Annotated in this window: 12 protein-coding genes; 5 read left to right on the forward strand and 7 right to left on the reverse strand. The window is 44.0% G+C overall.

The features are described from left to right. The first annotated feature begins 10 nt into the window (after nucleotides 1–10). Nucleotides 11–1,501, forward strand: a complete 1,491-nt coding sequence (locus V144x_RS28080) for an alpha/beta hydrolase-fold protein (RefSeq protein WP_197998683.1) — start codon at nucleotides 11–13, stop codon at nucleotides 1,499–1,501. Nucleotides 1,502–1,548: 47 nt separating this feature from the next. On the opposite strand, the gene V144x_RS28085 is transcribed toward V144x_RS28080, so the two are convergent. The 7 genes from V144x_RS28085 to V144x_RS28115 all read right to left on the reverse strand — a co-directional run bounded on the left by V144x_RS28085 (nucleotide 1,549) and on the right by V144x_RS28115 (nucleotide 10,584). Beyond that, on the reverse strand, nucleotides 1,549–2,589 hold the full coding sequence (locus tag V144x_RS28085) for a ThiF family adenylyltransferase (protein WP_144990536.1): 1,041 nt from the start codon (nucleotides 2,587–2,589) through the stop codon (nucleotides 1,549–1,551). A 175-nt stretch (nucleotides 2,590–2,764) separates the two neighbouring features. Then, nucleotides 2,765–3,847: an ATP dependent DNA ligase gene (locus V144x_RS28090; protein ID WP_144990538.1), complete on the reverse strand. Its 1,083-nt coding sequence runs from the start codon at nucleotides 3,845–3,847 to the stop codon at nucleotides 2,765–2,767. 312 nt (nucleotides 3,848–4,159) lie between these two features. Beyond that, nucleotides 4,160–4,876, reverse strand: coding sequence for an FKBP-type peptidyl-prolyl cis-trans isomerase (locus V144x_RS28095; protein WP_144990540.1), 717 nt, complete (start codon nucleotides 4,874–4,876; stop codon nucleotides 4,160–4,162). A 271-nt stretch (nucleotides 4,877–5,147) separates the two neighbouring features. Then, entirely contained in the window at nucleotides 5,148–6,380 is a 1,233-nt protein-coding gene (locus tag V144x_RS28100; RefSeq protein ID WP_144990542.1) for an LL-diaminopimelate aminotransferase, read from the reverse strand. Nucleotides 6,381–6,512: 132 nt separating this feature from the next. Further along, nucleotides 6,513–7,910 carry a MauE/DoxX family redox-associated membrane protein gene (locus V144x_RS28105; protein ID WP_144990544.1) on the reverse strand — a complete coding sequence of 466 codons (1,398 nt, stop codon included), beginning with the start codon at nucleotides 7,908–7,910 and terminating at the stop codon, nucleotides 6,513–6,515. Between the two features lie 92 nt (nucleotides 7,911–8,002). After that, nucleotides 8,003–9,079 carry a CAF17-like 4Fe-4S cluster assembly/insertion protein YgfZ gene (ygfZ, locus tag V144x_RS28110; protein ID WP_144990546.1) on the reverse strand — a complete coding sequence of 359 codons (1,077 nt, stop codon included), beginning with the start codon at nucleotides 9,077–9,079 and terminating at the stop codon, nucleotides 8,003–8,005. 278 nt (nucleotides 9,080–9,357) lie between these two features. Then, nucleotides 9,358–10,584, reverse strand: a complete 1,227-nt coding sequence (locus tag V144x_RS28115) for a protein-L-isoaspartate(D-aspartate) O-methyltransferase (RefSeq protein ID WP_315852404.1) — start codon at nucleotides 10,582–10,584, stop codon at nucleotides 9,358–9,360. A gap of 229 nt (nucleotides 10,585–10,813) precedes the next feature. On the opposite strand from V144x_RS28115, the gene V144x_RS28120 reads away from it, so the two are divergent. The 4 genes from V144x_RS28120 (at nucleotide 10,814) to V144x_RS28135 (ending at nucleotide 15,514) form a co-directional block, all read left to right on the forward strand. After that, on the forward strand, nucleotides 10,814–11,626 hold the full coding sequence (locus V144x_RS28120) for a HEAT repeat domain-containing protein (protein ID WP_197998684.1): 813 nt from the start codon (nucleotides 10,814–10,816) through the stop codon (nucleotides 11,624–11,626). A 433-nt stretch (nucleotides 11,627–12,059) separates the two neighbouring features. Continuing rightward, entirely contained in the window at nucleotides 12,060–12,659 is a 600-nt protein-coding gene (locus V144x_RS28125) for a type IV pilus modification PilV family protein (RefSeq protein WP_144990550.1), read from the forward strand. Between the two features lie 61 nt (nucleotides 12,660–12,720). Next, the gene (locus V144x_RS28130) at nucleotides 12,721–13,569 is read left to right on the forward strand and encodes a prepilin-type N-terminal cleavage/methylation domain-containing protein (protein ID WP_197998685.1); all 849 of its coding nucleotides are present in this window, start codon (nucleotides 12,721–12,723) and stop codon (nucleotides 13,567–13,569) included. 94 nt (nucleotides 13,570–13,663) lie between these two features. After that, the gene (locus tag V144x_RS28135; protein WP_144990554.1) at nucleotides 13,664–15,514 is read left to right on the forward strand and encodes a hypothetical protein; all 1,851 of its coding nucleotides are present in this window, start codon (nucleotides 13,664–13,666) and stop codon (nucleotides 15,512–15,514) included. Nucleotides 15,515–15,520 lie beyond the last annotated feature (6 nt).

Raw genomic sequence — 15,520 nt, forward strand, 5'->3', positions numbered from 1 at the left:
TCGAATAAACATGTCTACTTTTTATTTGATGTTTCTCTTCTTTTTTTTGCTCTTCACGGAGCTGCCTGCTTCCGAAAACGCATTTCAAGTCAGCTTTACCAAATCAATTCATCATCAACCCTTTACTGGTCGCGTTTATTTGATTTTTACACAATCCCATCGGGAACCTCGTTTGGGACCATCCTGGTTTCAACCGGAATCATTCATTGCTCAAGACGTTGTCAACTGGAAGCCCGGGGAGATTCTCGAGTTCACACCTGAGTCAAAAAATTTACTCTCGTTTCCAATACCGTTTTCTGAAATGAATTTAGACCATTACCGTGCGCAAGCTGTGGTACGTTTTAATTCGAATGAACCAAAAATCGGGACAGCACCCGGAAATGGATTCAGTCAAGTTATCGCCATCCCCAAATATGCCGGTCTAAAAACACCAATTTTGACAATCAATAAACTCGTCGTTGAAAAAACATTTAAAGATACCCAATGGAGCAAACTCTTTAAAATTCGTTCTGCATTATTATCGAAATTTCATGACCAGGACACCTACTTCGAAGCCACGGTTATTTTGCCCCAGAGTTACTATCAACAGAAACAGCGAAAGTACCCTGTCATTTTTTCGATTCCTGGTTTCGGTGGTGATCATTTTCGTGGACTAAGAAACACGCCTGTTTCCGAGCAGAATGAAGGTCATGTCGAATTTATTCGTGTTGTCTTGAATCCTCAATGTCGTTGGGGACATCATGTTTTCGCTGATTCAGCCAATAACGGCCCCGTGGGCGAAGCATTCACAACAGAATTTCTGCCGGAACTCGAAAAAGCTTATCGCGCAATTCCACACCAACGCGCACGGTTTTTAACTGGTCATTCCTCGGGGGGCTGGTCTTCCCTCTGGTTGCAAGTCACATATCCAGATGTCTTTGGTGGTACCTGGAGTACAGCACCGGACCCTGTTGATTTCCGTAACTTTCAACAAATTAATCTCTATGATTCTTCCAGTAACATGTACCGAGATGCAATGAATCAAGCCAGGCCGATTGCCCGCAGAGGACAGACTCCGATTTTATGGTATGAGCCATTTTCTAAGATGGAACATGTACTCGGGCATGGTGGTCAACTACGGAGTTTTGAAGCTGTGTTTAGTCCCCGTGGAAAAGATGGCACACCATTGAAATTATATGATCGGGAAACCGGCAACATTAATCCCGAAGTAGTTGAAGCCTGGAAAGCCTACGACATTCGACTAATACTTGAAACAAACTGGAAAACTCTGTCTCCGAAACTGGCAGGAAAAATTCATGTCTTTATGGGAGAATTGGATACCTTCTACCTGGAAGGAGCAACCATTTTGCTCAAACAATCGCTGGCTCAATTAGATAATGAAGCCGTTGTTGAGATTCATCCTGGAAAAACCCATTCTTCGCTTTTGTCCAAAGAATTGATGTTACGAATTCGTAAAGAGATGGTCCAGACTTTCCTGGCTCATCGGGATGAAATCAAATAACCTGTAGAGGCCGACTCTTAAAACAGTCTCTTTTTACACTGACTCGCTTAACTGCCAATGTATCGGGCATAGATCGTCTTTGCTGTCGAGGGATCATCGGTACCTTTAATGATAGCACGCCCGTCTCGAAACAAGCTGATTTCATAATCCGGGTTTCTCAAGTTCAGTCTGAGGAGATAGGGGTTGAATTCTACCTCTCCTGAATTCTGGAGCTTTTCTGCCAAATCTTCGAATGAGATGCGGCTCTTCTCAGCAGGAGAAATCTGGACGGCGTTTCTACCACACAATTGTGTCGTGCGTGAACCTTGTTCCCCTTTTAACCAGACTCGTTCTCCCTGATGACAGGCTTTGCAACCAGCTTTCTCTCTGAGGTCAGCAACACTCATCTGGCGAAATGAGCCATCCCATACATCCACAACGGTAAGGACCGGCTTGATCAGGTGAGTGTTTCCTGAAAGGATTTTTATAGCATCGACGGCTTCGAGGGAAGCAATCACATTCACTGTGGGTCCTAAAATTCCCGCAGTATCACAGGTTTCGGTCGTACCTGGTTCGGGTGCCGAATCGATGAGACATCGCAAGCATGCCGTTTGACCAGGTAGAATCGTCATCGTCTGGCCTGTGCTTCCGATACACCCACAGTAAATCCAGGGAATGCTCAGTTCCAGTGATACATCATTGATCAGGTAGCGCACTTCAAAGTTATCCGTGCCATCCAGGATCAAATCGACACCCTCAGCCAGCGCTAGAATATTGGTATGATCAATGTCTTCTACAATAGGCTCAATCTCAACATCGCTGTTGATTTTTTTGAGCTTCTCAGTGGCGGCTATGGCTTTGGGAAGCTTGGCAGCGACATCAGTTTCATCAAACAAAACTTGTCTCTGCAAATTACTTATTTCAACAAAATCCCGATCAACGATCCTTAGATGACCAACGCCTGCCCTGACTAAGATATCTGCCAATACCGTTCCCAGCGCACCACAACCGCATAGCAAAACGCGGCTTTGCATCAAGGAGGTTTGGCCTGTTTCGCCAAGTTCTGTGAAAAGTACTTGTCGAGAGTAACGTTCTAGTTCCGGTTTCATTTTGTTGATCGCCTGTTCCCGCTTCGTGATTCAGGTACCTCATCTATTTTAGCAACCAAGGATCGAGATAACAGAGATCAACACATAGAACCCAATAGATCCATCAAAGCAAAAAAGGCCCTGATGGTTTTACATCAGGGCCTTACTCAATATTCTCGCTGATTAAAACATATCGCTAATTAACATTGACTTCCTGCAAAAGGGTGGAAAACTGTGGTTTAATCAACCGATGATTTGTATCTGTCCAGCCTTTCGATTTCACCTTGAATGTGATTTTTGGTTTCACCCAGGTTGCTCGCTGTTTTGTTTTCACGAATGGTGCCGATTGCTTTAACGCTGGCAATTGCGTCTGCCATTCTTCCAGAATATGTTTAGGAACCTTTTTAGTACTGATCGTTCCTGCATAGACAAGTCGTTTGTTATAAGAAGATGCTATTAAAACCGAATCAATCTTACCAGTTGAGAGTGTCGTATATCCTATCAGTAAACAATCGAATTCTGGTAGTTTGAGTGCCGGTTCAGCTTGTGAATCTGGAATTCCCGCTTTCTTTGCTTCATCACTGCCGCCAGCAAAATCGTTCAGTGCACCTTCCAGGTTATTCGCTCCCCCATCCGTTTCTTTGGCTTGATCGACGATAGAAGCCACAAGGTTGACATCGGCAGATTTTCGCACACCCCAATCTTGGAACAAAGAATTAAACTCAAATCCACCAACAATTACAAAGGCACCAACCATCAATGTCAGTCCCCATACTGCCAGATCCAATTTCCAGGCTCCATAAGGGAAGCGACGAATGGTGGGTCGCCAAATTTTAAGTGGTGTCAGGATAATACTCATCAATCCAAACTCAACCGACTTGGAAACCGCGGTCAAATAAGCAAGGATATGCCCAAATAAAAACATAATCAAACCAACGCTTGCCTGCGTTAATGTCCAAAGGCACAATTCCGCTGAATCTTTGCAAAAGAATCGTCCACCAACGCTCAAACCAATCGCTGCAATCGTACCGATTGCCAGGACCCAACCCCACTCGGGAATTAATTCCCAGACCGTTTGAGGTTGGGGTTTTGTTTCCTCTTGTTCATGCAACTCTGGTTGGCCAACACATTTTCCCAATGCGGGATAAAAGCCACATTGAGGGCACCATGAAGAAAGCCCCCAAGGTTCATAAGAACCGCATTCAGGGCAGGCCGGTTTAACCTGGGATCCATTCATTTCCTGTAATATTTGGTTGTTATTATGATTCATACCTGACATGGCCCAATTTCTTTGTACTAATTAACAGAGGAAAAATACGGGGTGTTTTATGTAACTCTCTGTCTAGCTTAGCTCATAAAATAAAAGCTCTCTGATCTTTGAATCTTATTAATCACAAAATTGCGATGGAAAGCCTCCTACTATAATCGGCAAAATCAGCGTGATCTGTATGGTACGTTCCGAGTGCCGCTCAACACTTTTTGAAGTCTACCTCATAGTACTTATCATCATAAATTCAAGAAAAGCGCATAAAAAAGGCCGAAGCATGATCGTTGCATCGGCCTGAGAAGTCGTTAATTTGAGTCTTTTAAACTAGTTTACCTTGAGCAGTTCGATATCAAAGATGAGAACTTCGTTGGGTCCGATGTCAGGACCAGAACCTCGTTGGCCATAGGCTAAGTCGCTGGGAATGAAGAGTTGCCACTTATCGCCCTCTTTCATCAATTGTAATGCTTCCGTCCAGCCACTGATCACACCATCGACTGGAAATGTCGCTGGTTGATTTCGTTTATAAGAACTATCGAACTCTTTTCCATTAATCAGAGTTCCTCGATAGTGGGTAGTCACCTTGTCTTTTAATCCAGGAGTTTTCCCCTTACCTTGTTTGATGACTTTATATTGCAGTCCACTTTTGGTGGTCTTCACGCCTTCCTTCTTGGCATTAGCTGCTAGAAACTGTTTCCCTTTTGCAATGTTCTCAGCTTGCGCCTTTTTCATCTTTGCTTCTTGCTTTGTACGCAATTCCTGCTGGAACGCGATCAGCGTTGAGCGAATTTCATCCTCAGTCATTTGAGGTTTCTGCTTGGTCATGGCATCCATAATGCCTTTTACCAAAACTTTTGGATCAAGATCTAATTGATCTTTCATCAGGTTTTGGCCTAAATTATAGCCAATTCCATAGCTGACCTTTTGTTTTTGATCTTTGAGTGAAGATTTACCAGAATCTGCTTTTTCGGTCTGAGCGGTCGCCAATTGGGAAAATCCAAAAAACGCAATACATAGACAGGCAGTAATGTGCCATTTAGACATGGGAAGAACCTTTCGGTGAACAATGGAAACTAATTTGAGAAGGTGTGACCATACGGGTCGGCGAGACCCGGATGGCATAAACTGCCATCCGAATTAGCAGATGGTGTATTGCATGGCGTCCTCTGTCACAGAGGATCTTTGACTAAAACAAGGAGCTAATTATAAGAGAGTCTCCTAGGGAGTGTCCACATAAAGCATGACTGATATAGCATGATTGGCCTTGAAATCAGGGCCATTCTTTCAGCCGAATGGTTCACTTTCACTCACCTGATCAGCTCACGACGTTCTGGAATCGGGTCACTGCTTCGTTGATATTATCTCTGCTATTGAAAGCACTTAGACGAAAATACCCTTCTCCAGAAGCACCAAAGCCACTACCCGGTGTGCCCACCAAATGTGCTTTTTGCAGTAATTCATCGAAGAAGTCCCAACTTGTCGATTCGCCAGGAGTTTTGAGCCAGACATAAGGAGCATTCACGCCGCCATAAACAGTAATTCCCACCGATTCCAAACCTTCCCGTAACAGATGGGCATTTTCCAGGTAGAAGTTGATTAACTCCTTAATCTGTTGCTTGCCTTGTTCAGAATATGCGGCTTCTGTTCCCTTCTGGATGATGTAAGAAACACCATTGAATTTTGTGCAATGGCGGCGATTCCACAGTGAATGGATTTCTGCTGGTTCTCCTGAAGCAGTTTTTCCTTTTAACTGTTTGGGAACGACAGTGAAGGCACAGCGAGTTCCGGTAAACCCGGCATTCTTGCTAAAGCTGCGAAACTCAATGGCGACCTCTTTAGCACCATCTATTTCATAAATGGAATGAGGGATTTCCGGGTCTGTAATAAATGCTTCATAAGCAGCATCAAACAAAATGATCGATCCATTTGTTTTGGCATAATCGACCCACTGTTTTAGAGTATCTTTTGTGGCAACGGTGCCGGTTGGATTATTCGGATAACAGAGATAGATCAGATCAACGGGCGATTCTGGTAAGGCGGGAACAAAATTATTTTCTGCTGTGACAGGTAAGTATGTCAGGCCTGCGTAGCGACCACTTTCGTCAGCGACTCCCGTACGACCAGTCATGACATTAGTGTCGACATATACTGGATAGACAGGGTCGGTAACCGCGACCTTATTATCAGCCCCAAAAATATCAAGAATGTTTCCGGTATCACATTTTGAACCATCTGAGACAAAAATTTCGTCTGCCGAAACATCGATGCCCCGCGATTGAAAATCATGCTTGGCAATCGCTTCACGCAAAAATGCATAACCCTGTTCGGGGCCATATCCACGAAATGTCTCACGATTGCCCATTTCATCGATGGCCGCATGCATGGCTTCCCTGATCGCTGCCGGCAGTGGTTCGGTTACATCGCCGATTCCCAGTTTGATAACAGCAGCACTCGGGTTCTGTTCACAAAATGTATTGACACGGCGACCAATTTCAGGAAACAGGTAACCCGCTTTCAGCTTCAGGTAGTGGTCGTTAATTAAAGCCATTTTTCGCCTCAAATTATAAAAAAAAGAACTTACGTTGAGATATCCCAATAGATCGTATTTTCCAAAACCAGAAACGCCGTTTTATTTTGAATTAGGAAGAAATGCAACCGACGCACACAAAGGAGACTACTTTTAATCGAAAAGGTTCGACTCTTCATCGATCTCAAATTGACGGGGCAAGGCGTTGAACCAGAAGCGGTTTGTAAGCTTTTCGACTTGATTTAAGCCAGTATAATCATTCATTTTGCGTTTGCCCGTAAGCCGATTTGCGGGTCCTTCCAAGAGAAGCTTGATTTGTGGCAAATCGTTGCTTTTTTGTTTCTCATGCTCCAGAGTTCTCCCCACTGCAATCGCAACTCCTAATTGAAAGCGGGCTTGTGGATAAACGGGAACACCTAACTCAGCCAGTGACCAACGATCAACGCGCACTCGGCACCAGCGACTGAATGGTTGCGGTGGACCTACAAAAGGTCGGAGTGAACTTGGCAGATCTGATTTGGCGTCTTCGTCAATCAGCAATGTCACACGATCATGGTGACTAGCATACAAACCCCAGGCAGGCCAATGATCATAATAGCCCGTTGGCTCGAATAGAGGTGCGAGTATCGCAAACCAGGCAATTAACATAACTGCTCGTTCCCATCCGACAACACTATTGAACGAAATACTTTGATCAGTATCTATACTGTTTGAATCTGTTGCTCCCTTCTTTTTGAGTACAGGGACTCCGTTAAATCGCTTGTGAAATAGAAAACAGTCCTGCAAGATGAAATAAGTATTCCAAATAAGAACCCCCTGATGATGATCCAGACCCCATGGCCCCACGGCGATGATAAGACAGACATGCATGAATACTGCTCCCCAGAACGCCCATTGTCGGGTGCGCGGAATTAATAATCCCAGTGCAATCAAGAATTCCGCAACCGGGAACGAAGCAGCAATCCAAGATAGAGTCTGATCTGACCAGTATTCCGTTGAAATACCAATCCCCAGAAACAGTCCCTCCACTAACTGCCGGCCTAAAGTCTGGACAAAACTGAGATCACATTTGGAGAACGCAGAATAAAAATAAATGCTGATCACAAAAAGACGAAATACACGGATAGCACGCGGTGGTTTGAGAAACATCAATATCAAAAATCCCAGCGCAAACTGATACGCCCAGGGTTGAATACGGTGTTGATCAAACGTGATCGAAATCAGGAACGCCAAAAAAAAGAGCCCGGAACAAACTCGTTGACATAATTGCCAAAGCTCCCGATTTTGAACCTGAAAGATTACCGAGCCAAGTACAGTTCCTAACATACCAGCTGAAGATATCAGCATAAAGCCGAACGTTAGCCAGTCAAACCAGGTGGGAAGGGCTAAAATCCATGAAAATAAAGGGACTTGTGGAAATAACGTTTGGGGAACCCAGAGTTCCCAAGTCGTCATCAAAAGTGCTAAAGAGAAAAATGCTAGATTAATCTTCAGAAAGCGTAATTGTAAATGAAGCATTTTGCTGGATGGAGATTGACTATTACTACTCATCGGCTCGCCGTTTTTCATTGATTATAATAGGCGTCGATGGCTTTCACTGCTCCCCAGTAAAAAACATTGCAAAAACACAAAGATCAGACTCGTTAATCAAGAGATGTAAAAATGGTGCCTGTCACTTCCTGATGATCAGAAACAATCTGGACTACTGTGCCCGGCTCATTCGAATCACGACGGATCATCGCCATCGCTACTGAAGGAAATTTTCCGAAAGATTGAGCGGAAGAAGTAATCGTGCCGACTTCCATAAGTTTATCTGGTTCTCCTGCCATTACTTTGGAACCCACAGGAGGAACCCACTTTTGTTCCATCCCGATTGCTCTTAACTCACGATTTACATGTCCCAGCGCATCAATGCGGGCAATTGGTTCTTGTCCTAGATAACAACCTTTTTTGAATGAAATTGCTTGCTCTGTTCGGTTGGCCTCTTGCGCCAGGTTTTCTTCGGTAAGATCCACTCCATAGATGGGAAACAATGCTTCAATCCGTAAGGCGTCGAATATGTTCTGACCTGCTGGGCATGCACCTGCTTCCACCAGACTTTTCCAGAACTCTGAGATCTTTACATATTGCAGACAACAAAGATACCCCGGCTGATACAACCAATCAACGCGCCGAATTGTAAGTTCAGAATTGGAACTCTTACCTCGCAGTTGCTGGTTCACGGAAAGCGTCTTGACATCGAGACCTATTTGATTAAGCAGATCCGATGATTGTGGCCCAGACAGATACAAGTTACCATACTCCGGCGTACGCTGTTTGATATGTACATCTTCCAGAATCATATAGCGATCCAGATGATTGATAATCGACTCACTCGTCCCGGGCGCCATATCAATCCACAGAGAGTCTTCGTGGTTGAAAGCAAACACATGCCCCAAAATGCGGCTTTGGACGTTTGTTATGAATGCTTCACAACCCTGATCGGGCTGTAAACCTTTGATATCATTTGTACAAAAGTTGTGCAAGAACTTATCGCGATCTTTACCACTAATTTCGATCTGATCACGAGTACTTAGATCGAATAGTACAGCTGTTTCATGAGCATTTTGATATTCTTTCTCCGGGGATCCAAAGTGAGAAACAACCGGGTACGCCTGATCGAGAGCGGAAAAGACAGCCCCCCAAGATTCCTGGAGTACTTGAAACTGACGTAATGGCATCCTATTTCCATGTATTAAAAATAAGTAAGAATATGCATAGAGATTGAGAGCGCATTTACGATAGCGATGCTCTTTCTAAATAAAAACCATTTAATTAAGAAGCCATCCTATCGTAGGAGGGTTATACCTTAATTCATTTTCCATCAAGTAGAAACGGGAATTCATTGGTTTTTAATGATTTCAGAGATGTGAACTTCACTGGTGCGTATTTTAAGGCTCGTGACGTTTGTTTGTAAATGAAGGGTTTTGGTCGTTAAAGCAGGTCATAGACTCTGTTACTAGTTCGTCTTTTCAATTTTAAGGTCGTCTACTTTTAATACCCCCGTTCCACCATTTAATCCTACCTGAATAATCGCCTCTCGAGTCTGAGGAGGTACTGAAATCTTTTTTGTTTCCAAATGCCAGTCACGACTTCCAATCCAAGGACCGATATAAGCTTGTCCGATATTTCGGCGAATTTTGTCATAAAAATGAATAATGAACCCAGGTTTCTGAATGCGTTTCACTCCCTGATTCGTATTGAGATAACTCACTTGGAGACTAATTTCGAGTGTGCTCACTTTTGAGCCATCGAGGGCCATGCCTTGTAAAACTTGAGATAATCCTCCTGGTGAATCATTTTCAAACTGTAAATAAGCGGTACCTACTCGAGCCCCCGTATTGACCCAGTTTACCCGGCGTTGATAATGCCAATTATCAACTTTTTTATCTCCATTGGCATCCACTTCAAAATCACCATTAATGATTTGTGGATTGAGAGGGTCGGGTTTGATCTCACGTTTTTCCTCAGAACGACCGGTCATTGGTACAAATAAAGTTGGGATCAGCCGTTTTTGCTTTAGTTTCCCATCCTTTTTCTGAAACAGATGGAAAACCTGTTGATAACGTTCTCCTAATGGGATGAGTAATATTCCCCCTTCTTTCAATTGATCAATCAACGGCTGAGGAACTTTTTCGGGTGAGCAAGTCACAATGATTTTGTCGAATGGCGCTTCTTCCGGCCAACCAAGATATCCATCGCCGATTCGAGTATGTACATTATTATATTTCAATCGCTTCAAACGCGTTGCAGCCTGCTTTCCTAAGCCTTCTACAATTTCAATTGTATAAACGTTCTTGACCAATGCTGAAAGAACTGCTGCCTGATAACCACTGCCGGTTCCAATTTCTAGAACTTTATCCTCTGGCTGTGGATTAATGGTTTCTGTCATGTAAGCCACAACAAAGGGAGGAGAAATGGTTTGTTTATAACCAATCGGTAATGCCAGGTCCTGATAAGCCAGGTTTTTCATGTTGGAACTGACAAACTCATGACGAGGAACCTGCTTCATTGAAGAGAGCACTCTTTGATTTTTGATTCCCTCCCCCTCGATATAACGAGAGACCATCTCATTTCTTTGATTACGAAAGTAGGATCTACTTTGCGAACATGCTGGTTTTAATGAATACACTACCGGCACACAAATAATGATACTCATTAACAAAAAATCCATAATCCGCTTCATGAAATTTCCTCGCTGCAGATTTGCGTTAAGTCACAAGCCTTAAAATTATGAGTATAAATTATAGCACTGCTGGCTGATCATCGTTAATGTTGATTTTTCAATAAATCGCTCGAATCAGGAGATTGTTTCTGATACTGGTATTCTCTATCCACATAGAAAAGAGATTCCGCTATGATTTGGTAAAGACATCTGTTTTTAAATGATTTGTGGGAGAATGGACTCTAGAAACATGCAAAGTTTTAAAGTAACAAGTGTTGTTTGTGCGTTTTTTTGTGTCTTGATACTTCAAGGATGCGGATCTTCTGACACTCCCTCAGATCAGGCTTCTGAGGGAGCCTCTCATAGTCAAAATGAGCCGGCGACTGTTGATCCGCAAGAAACATCAAAATCATCTCAAAGCATAGAAACCACCAATACACAACCTGTTGATCCTCAAATGGAAGTGAAAGCGGTCTTTCAAAAACTGGTAGCAATCCGTAACGAACCTGAACCTGATGAATGGTTGAAAGCAGATAAACAGTTAATCGCATTTGGAAAAACCGCGGTACCAACCCTGATCACAGAATTAGAGAGTTCTGAATTATCTGCACGGGAATTGGCTAGTATGTACCTGGCAGGACTTGGACCAGAAGCGAAGGAGGCAGCCCCAGCACTTGAAAAAGCGCTCGAAGATGATTCTCCTTTTATTCAAGTCAATGCTGCTTCAACCCTCACACACTTTCCTGAGTATCAAAGTAAGGCGGTCCCTGTTTTGATAAAATTATCAACACATGAAGATCCCAATACACGCCTTACCTCCATTTATGCATTAGGAAGTCTGAATCCTCATTCTGATAATCAACTCAACGCCATCAAAGCAGCTCTGAACGATTCAGATGCTGATGTGCAACTTGCGGCAATCAAAGTTCTGGGACAGATTGGTGACCCAGCAAAACAGACATTAAAGGATCTTCAAACGCTGATTGATGACTCTAATACCAATGAGCTATTGCGAGAGGCAGCGCTTTCATCCAAATCACTCATTGAAAAATCCAAACAGTAAATGCTGAAATAAACTGATTTCAGCCCCTCATTACTACGGATCTGAATGTGCCAATTGTAATGGTCCTTCTGATAACTCTATCTTCGGAGCATCGCGCCCCTTCCGAAATATATCGGAGAAAATCTATTTTCCAGAGATCTTTCCCAATTCCGTTTGACTAATGATCAACGTGACCTAGCTTTTGTTGACAGAGAGGGACTAATAAACCTCTCAACAAAACAACCAATTATTTTCCTCCGCCTCAAATCGAGGCGAGGATCTACAGTGCGGCAAGGAAAGCTGGGAGCTTTGAGGGGACCTTGCCGCACTTTTTTTCTTTGAACCATCCTAACTTGATGGTGCTTGAAATACAGATACTGCATTGGACGCTTGGAAAGGCTTCTAGCACGATGCAGTTAGGCACCCTCAAGCGGAATTAAAACTGGAACAGCTCATGGCAACCAGAAAAGTGTGGTTGCAGCGATCCCGCCGCACCGGATTTACTCTGATTGAATCTTTAGTCGCTGTGACAATTACAGCGATCGCTGGAGCTGCGCTGTTTTCAGCCATCGGTTCTTCTCTTGGATCTACCTATTCTGCATTAAATAAAACGATCGGTACTGGGCTGACAGACCAATTGCTGAATGAACTCGCAGCTGTAAGATTTCCCACATCCAGTGATACACGTCCTGCCAGAACCAGTTCACGAAAAGATTTTGATGATCTGGATGATTATCACAACTGGTCTGCTTCACCGCCGGTTAACAAGGACGGGTTCGCTTTAGGCAACGAACCAATCACAATTTTGGAACGCTATCCTATTGCACGTCCCAGCATCCTGATACCAGATACAGAGTTTTTAAGCAGACTGACACGAGAAGTGACCGTAGAACGAATCAGACCAGATAACGTTGCTGGCTGGATTGTCACCACCGATGAAACAGACTTTCGCCGAGTCACAGTAAGAACCAAATTAGCGGTCAGTTCGAGTGCACCGAGCCACACAATATCAGAAGCAACACGAATTTTTAGTTATGTACCACTTTCTCCCTGACAATTTGAGCGCAGAATCGTACAAACATTCAAATAGCCCTCTCAAAATTGAGAAGGGCTGTGTGCGTTCATGCGTCATTAGTTCATGGAATTTTCGCAGAGGTTTGACACTTGTTGAATTGTTGATGGCGATGGCCATCTCATCTATTTTGATCGTGGCACTTGGAGGCATTGTGACAACCACACAATCAGCCTGGAGCCACACTAAAGGCATTGAAGATTCTCAAGCGCAGGTCACTGCGGCTTTTGATCGTATAAAAATGATGGTCTCGCAAGCAGGCGTTTATCAAATCAGTGGACAACCTCCTCAAGTAGGATTGGCAGTCGTCACCCACTCCTGGAACAGTATGGACATCGCAAACACACTTGTAGTCTGGACTGGTGGTCGCAATGGAGGCATCAGTAATACTGGCGCGCTGGCACGGCTTCCCAGCATCAACGAATTACTAATTTATACCATTGATCCAAATGATTCTCACAACCTGGTGGAGATTGCATTGCCCAGTGTTAGTTCCACGATTGATTTTAACAGTCCTTCATTCAACAGCACGATCCGTTCTGCCATTCTCTCAAACTTGGCAGAATCTGCGTTGTTAAGTAACCGTGTGAAAAAGACTCAGTTTATCTTGTCGGGAAGCCCGTGGGGGCCTTCTACCGGTAACATTCGATTTGAAATCGTTAAAACTCCTTCTGACGCCAGTTTGAGCGGAGTAAGCCCTGGAACCAGTGCATGGATGGATCTTTCCTGGCCGCAGGGAACAGCGAGTGCCAACAGTGGATTACGTCAGGTCACCATCAATTATGAAATGCAGTTCGAATCAACAGAGCGCACATCACTAAACGACCTTAATTCGTCAACTGCACTTCCTTTTTTTGGATCAAGCTCGAGATACTATGCGCATACACCATAAGAAACGGATCAGAAAATCGCTCGACGATGTTAGAAAACATAGTCTGTCGTACAGACTGCGCGCATCGCGGTCGGGTCTATCTTTGGTTCTGGTCATGTTTACTTTAAGTATGTCGTTGGTTTTGACTTACTCTTTTATTCAAACCCAAAGTATACTCACGCAAATCTCTGAAAATGGCTCAAAGCATGATCTGGCGATGAATGCCGCCCGCGCTGGTATCACTGATGCACTTAACCGGATGAACTCGCTTGACTGGGCAGGAATCCGTGATCAGTATCAACGTACTTTTCAATCTGATGCTGATGGAAGCAGCACTTATACCGTCTCGTTTGCTGCGTCTGGTAATACTCTCGATTCTGTTTTGGAACTTGAAGTTCATTCTCTGGGAGTGTGGACGTCTGCGACAAATAATAACATGCGGTCTGAATACCAAATCACAGCGAAAGTGAAACTGGTACCTCGATTGGCTGGAAGAACAATACTGCCGGGAGATTCTGCTGACGCGAACGATTCGGTTCCGAATGCCGGCCACTTCGATCTCATTACACAATACGCTCTGTTTGCAGAACGCGGTACGAATTCACTCATCCTCGATCCCTGTGATCGGATTGACGGGAATCTCTGGCTAGATGATCGTTTGAGTATGTACAACGATCCCACATGGAGTTCGTCCATCCGTAGGACATTTATGCAGGATCTAGGAAATCGGTTCGTGACATTTCCCGATGGTTCAACAAATGTCTCTGATGCGACGGTTCACTATCCTCATCCGGTTGCGGGAAATATTACATTTTATGATTCGCCTTCTTCTTCAGTTCAACAGGACCTTGCGGATCTCAAAGTAAGCTGGTCAACCACTGATCAAGCATTGACTATTCCCAGTCCGGACTATTCTCATTTTTCCACCTACCGACTCTATGCTGGTGGCCCGGAATATCAGGCTGTTGCACTTGGTTCCTCATTACATAATGTGACTCTAGGTCCTACTCCAGATAATCCATTGGGAATTTTTTACCGGAGTGGCAGTCTCTATGTTTATGACAATGTCATTGTGCAGGGAACACTCGTCTCTACATCTAGAATCACTTTTTCTGGAAAAGGGATTTACATCACTGCCTTCAACTGGAAAGGTATGGATGGCACACCAATCATCGCAGACTCAGATCTCTGGCCTCGACTTCCCACACTGGTTGCTGACAAGATTGATTTTGAAAGAGAAACGCAAACAACGATTGAAGGCGCCATTGTCTGCCACGACGATTTAGATGGGGGCGGAGGTTCTGTCGCTTATCCGGATGCTTCTGATATTCAATTCACGGGAACTGCAACCGTAAGTTCGATAGAACAACCTCACAGTATTGTCTCACTTCGTGAAAATCAGTTCCTCGGAAATTTGACCGCTGATGGAAACTATGCCATCTGGCTAAGCACATCGGGGTCAGGAAATACGGGAACAACAGGTACATGGTACCCAATCGTCGGTGTTGATAATCAAAATCAGCAATTAACGATTCGAGGTGAAATCAATCATGTGACACCAACCGGTTATCGAATCAGGCTACATAAACAGGAACTTTCACAGATACGTGGCCCTGTCTGTGCAGAAAGATTTAACTTTAGGCGCTTGAACGAATGGGTTTTGTCTTCTTCGCTTTGGAATAATAGAGCATATTTCTGGGACTTGGAAAATCAAATCAGAGTTATTTTAGGATATTCTCTCATTGGATTCAGCGAATGGCTCGAAATTCCGCTGAATTACCCTGGTTGGGATTCCTATTATCAACAACATGGATTGAACCTCGAACCTACACTGCACATTCAACATCTCGTAGATCACGAATACCGATGGGAACCACCTTTGTTCCAACCATATGATGGCGGAGAAGCCAATGCGGACTATTCCGGATACCGCTGGTCACTGATTGATTGGAGTGAATCTCCCTAGAACACT

It is taken from the genome of Gimesia aquarii, assembly GCF_007748195.1.
GTDB classification, from domain to species: domain Bacteria; phylum Planctomycetota; class Planctomycetia; order Planctomycetales; family Planctomycetaceae; genus Gimesia; species Gimesia aquarii.

Excerpts from the sequence above, each read along its gene's own strand:
- V144x_RS28080 (WP_197998683.1), top strand. The coding sequence starts at position 11 with ATGTCTACTTTTTATTTGATGTTTCTCTTCTTTTTTTTGCTCTTCACG.
- V144x_RS28085 (WP_144990536.1), bottom strand. The coding sequence starts at position 2,589 with ATGAAACCGGAACTAGAACGTTACTCTCGACAAGTACTTTTCACAGAA.
- V144x_RS28090 (WP_144990538.1), bottom strand. The coding sequence starts at position 3,847 with ATGTCAGGTATGAATCATAATAACAACCAAATATTACAGGAAATGAAT.
- V144x_RS28095 (WP_144990540.1), bottom strand. The coding sequence starts at position 4,876 with ATGTCTAAATGGCACATTACTGCCTGTCTATGTATTGCGTTTTTTGGA.
- V144x_RS28100 (WP_144990542.1), bottom strand. The coding sequence starts at position 6,380 with ATGGCTTTAATTAACGACCACTACCTGAAGCTGAAAGCGGGTTACCTG.
- V144x_RS28105 (WP_144990544.1), bottom strand. The coding sequence starts at position 7,910 with ATGAGTAGTAATAGTCAATCTCCATCCAGCAAAATGCTTCATTTACAA.
- ygfZ (WP_144990546.1), bottom strand. The coding sequence starts at position 9,079 with ATGCCATTACGTCAGTTTCAAGTACTCCAGGAATCTTGGGGGGCTGTC.
- V144x_RS28115 (WP_315852404.1), bottom strand. The coding sequence starts at position 10,584 with ATGAAGCGGATTATGGATTTTTTGTTAATGAGTATCATTATTTGTGTG.
- V144x_RS28120 (WP_197998684.1), top strand. The coding sequence starts at position 10,814 with ATGCAAAGTTTTAAAGTAACAAGTGTTGTTTGTGCGTTTTTTTGTGTC.
- V144x_RS28125 (WP_144990550.1), top strand. The coding sequence starts at position 12,060 with ATGGCAACCAGAAAAGTGTGGTTGCAGCGATCCCGCCGCACCGGATTT.
- V144x_RS28135 (WP_144990554.1), top strand. The coding sequence starts at position 13,664 with ATGTTTACTTTAAGTATGTCGTTGGTTTTGACTTACTCTTTTATTCAA.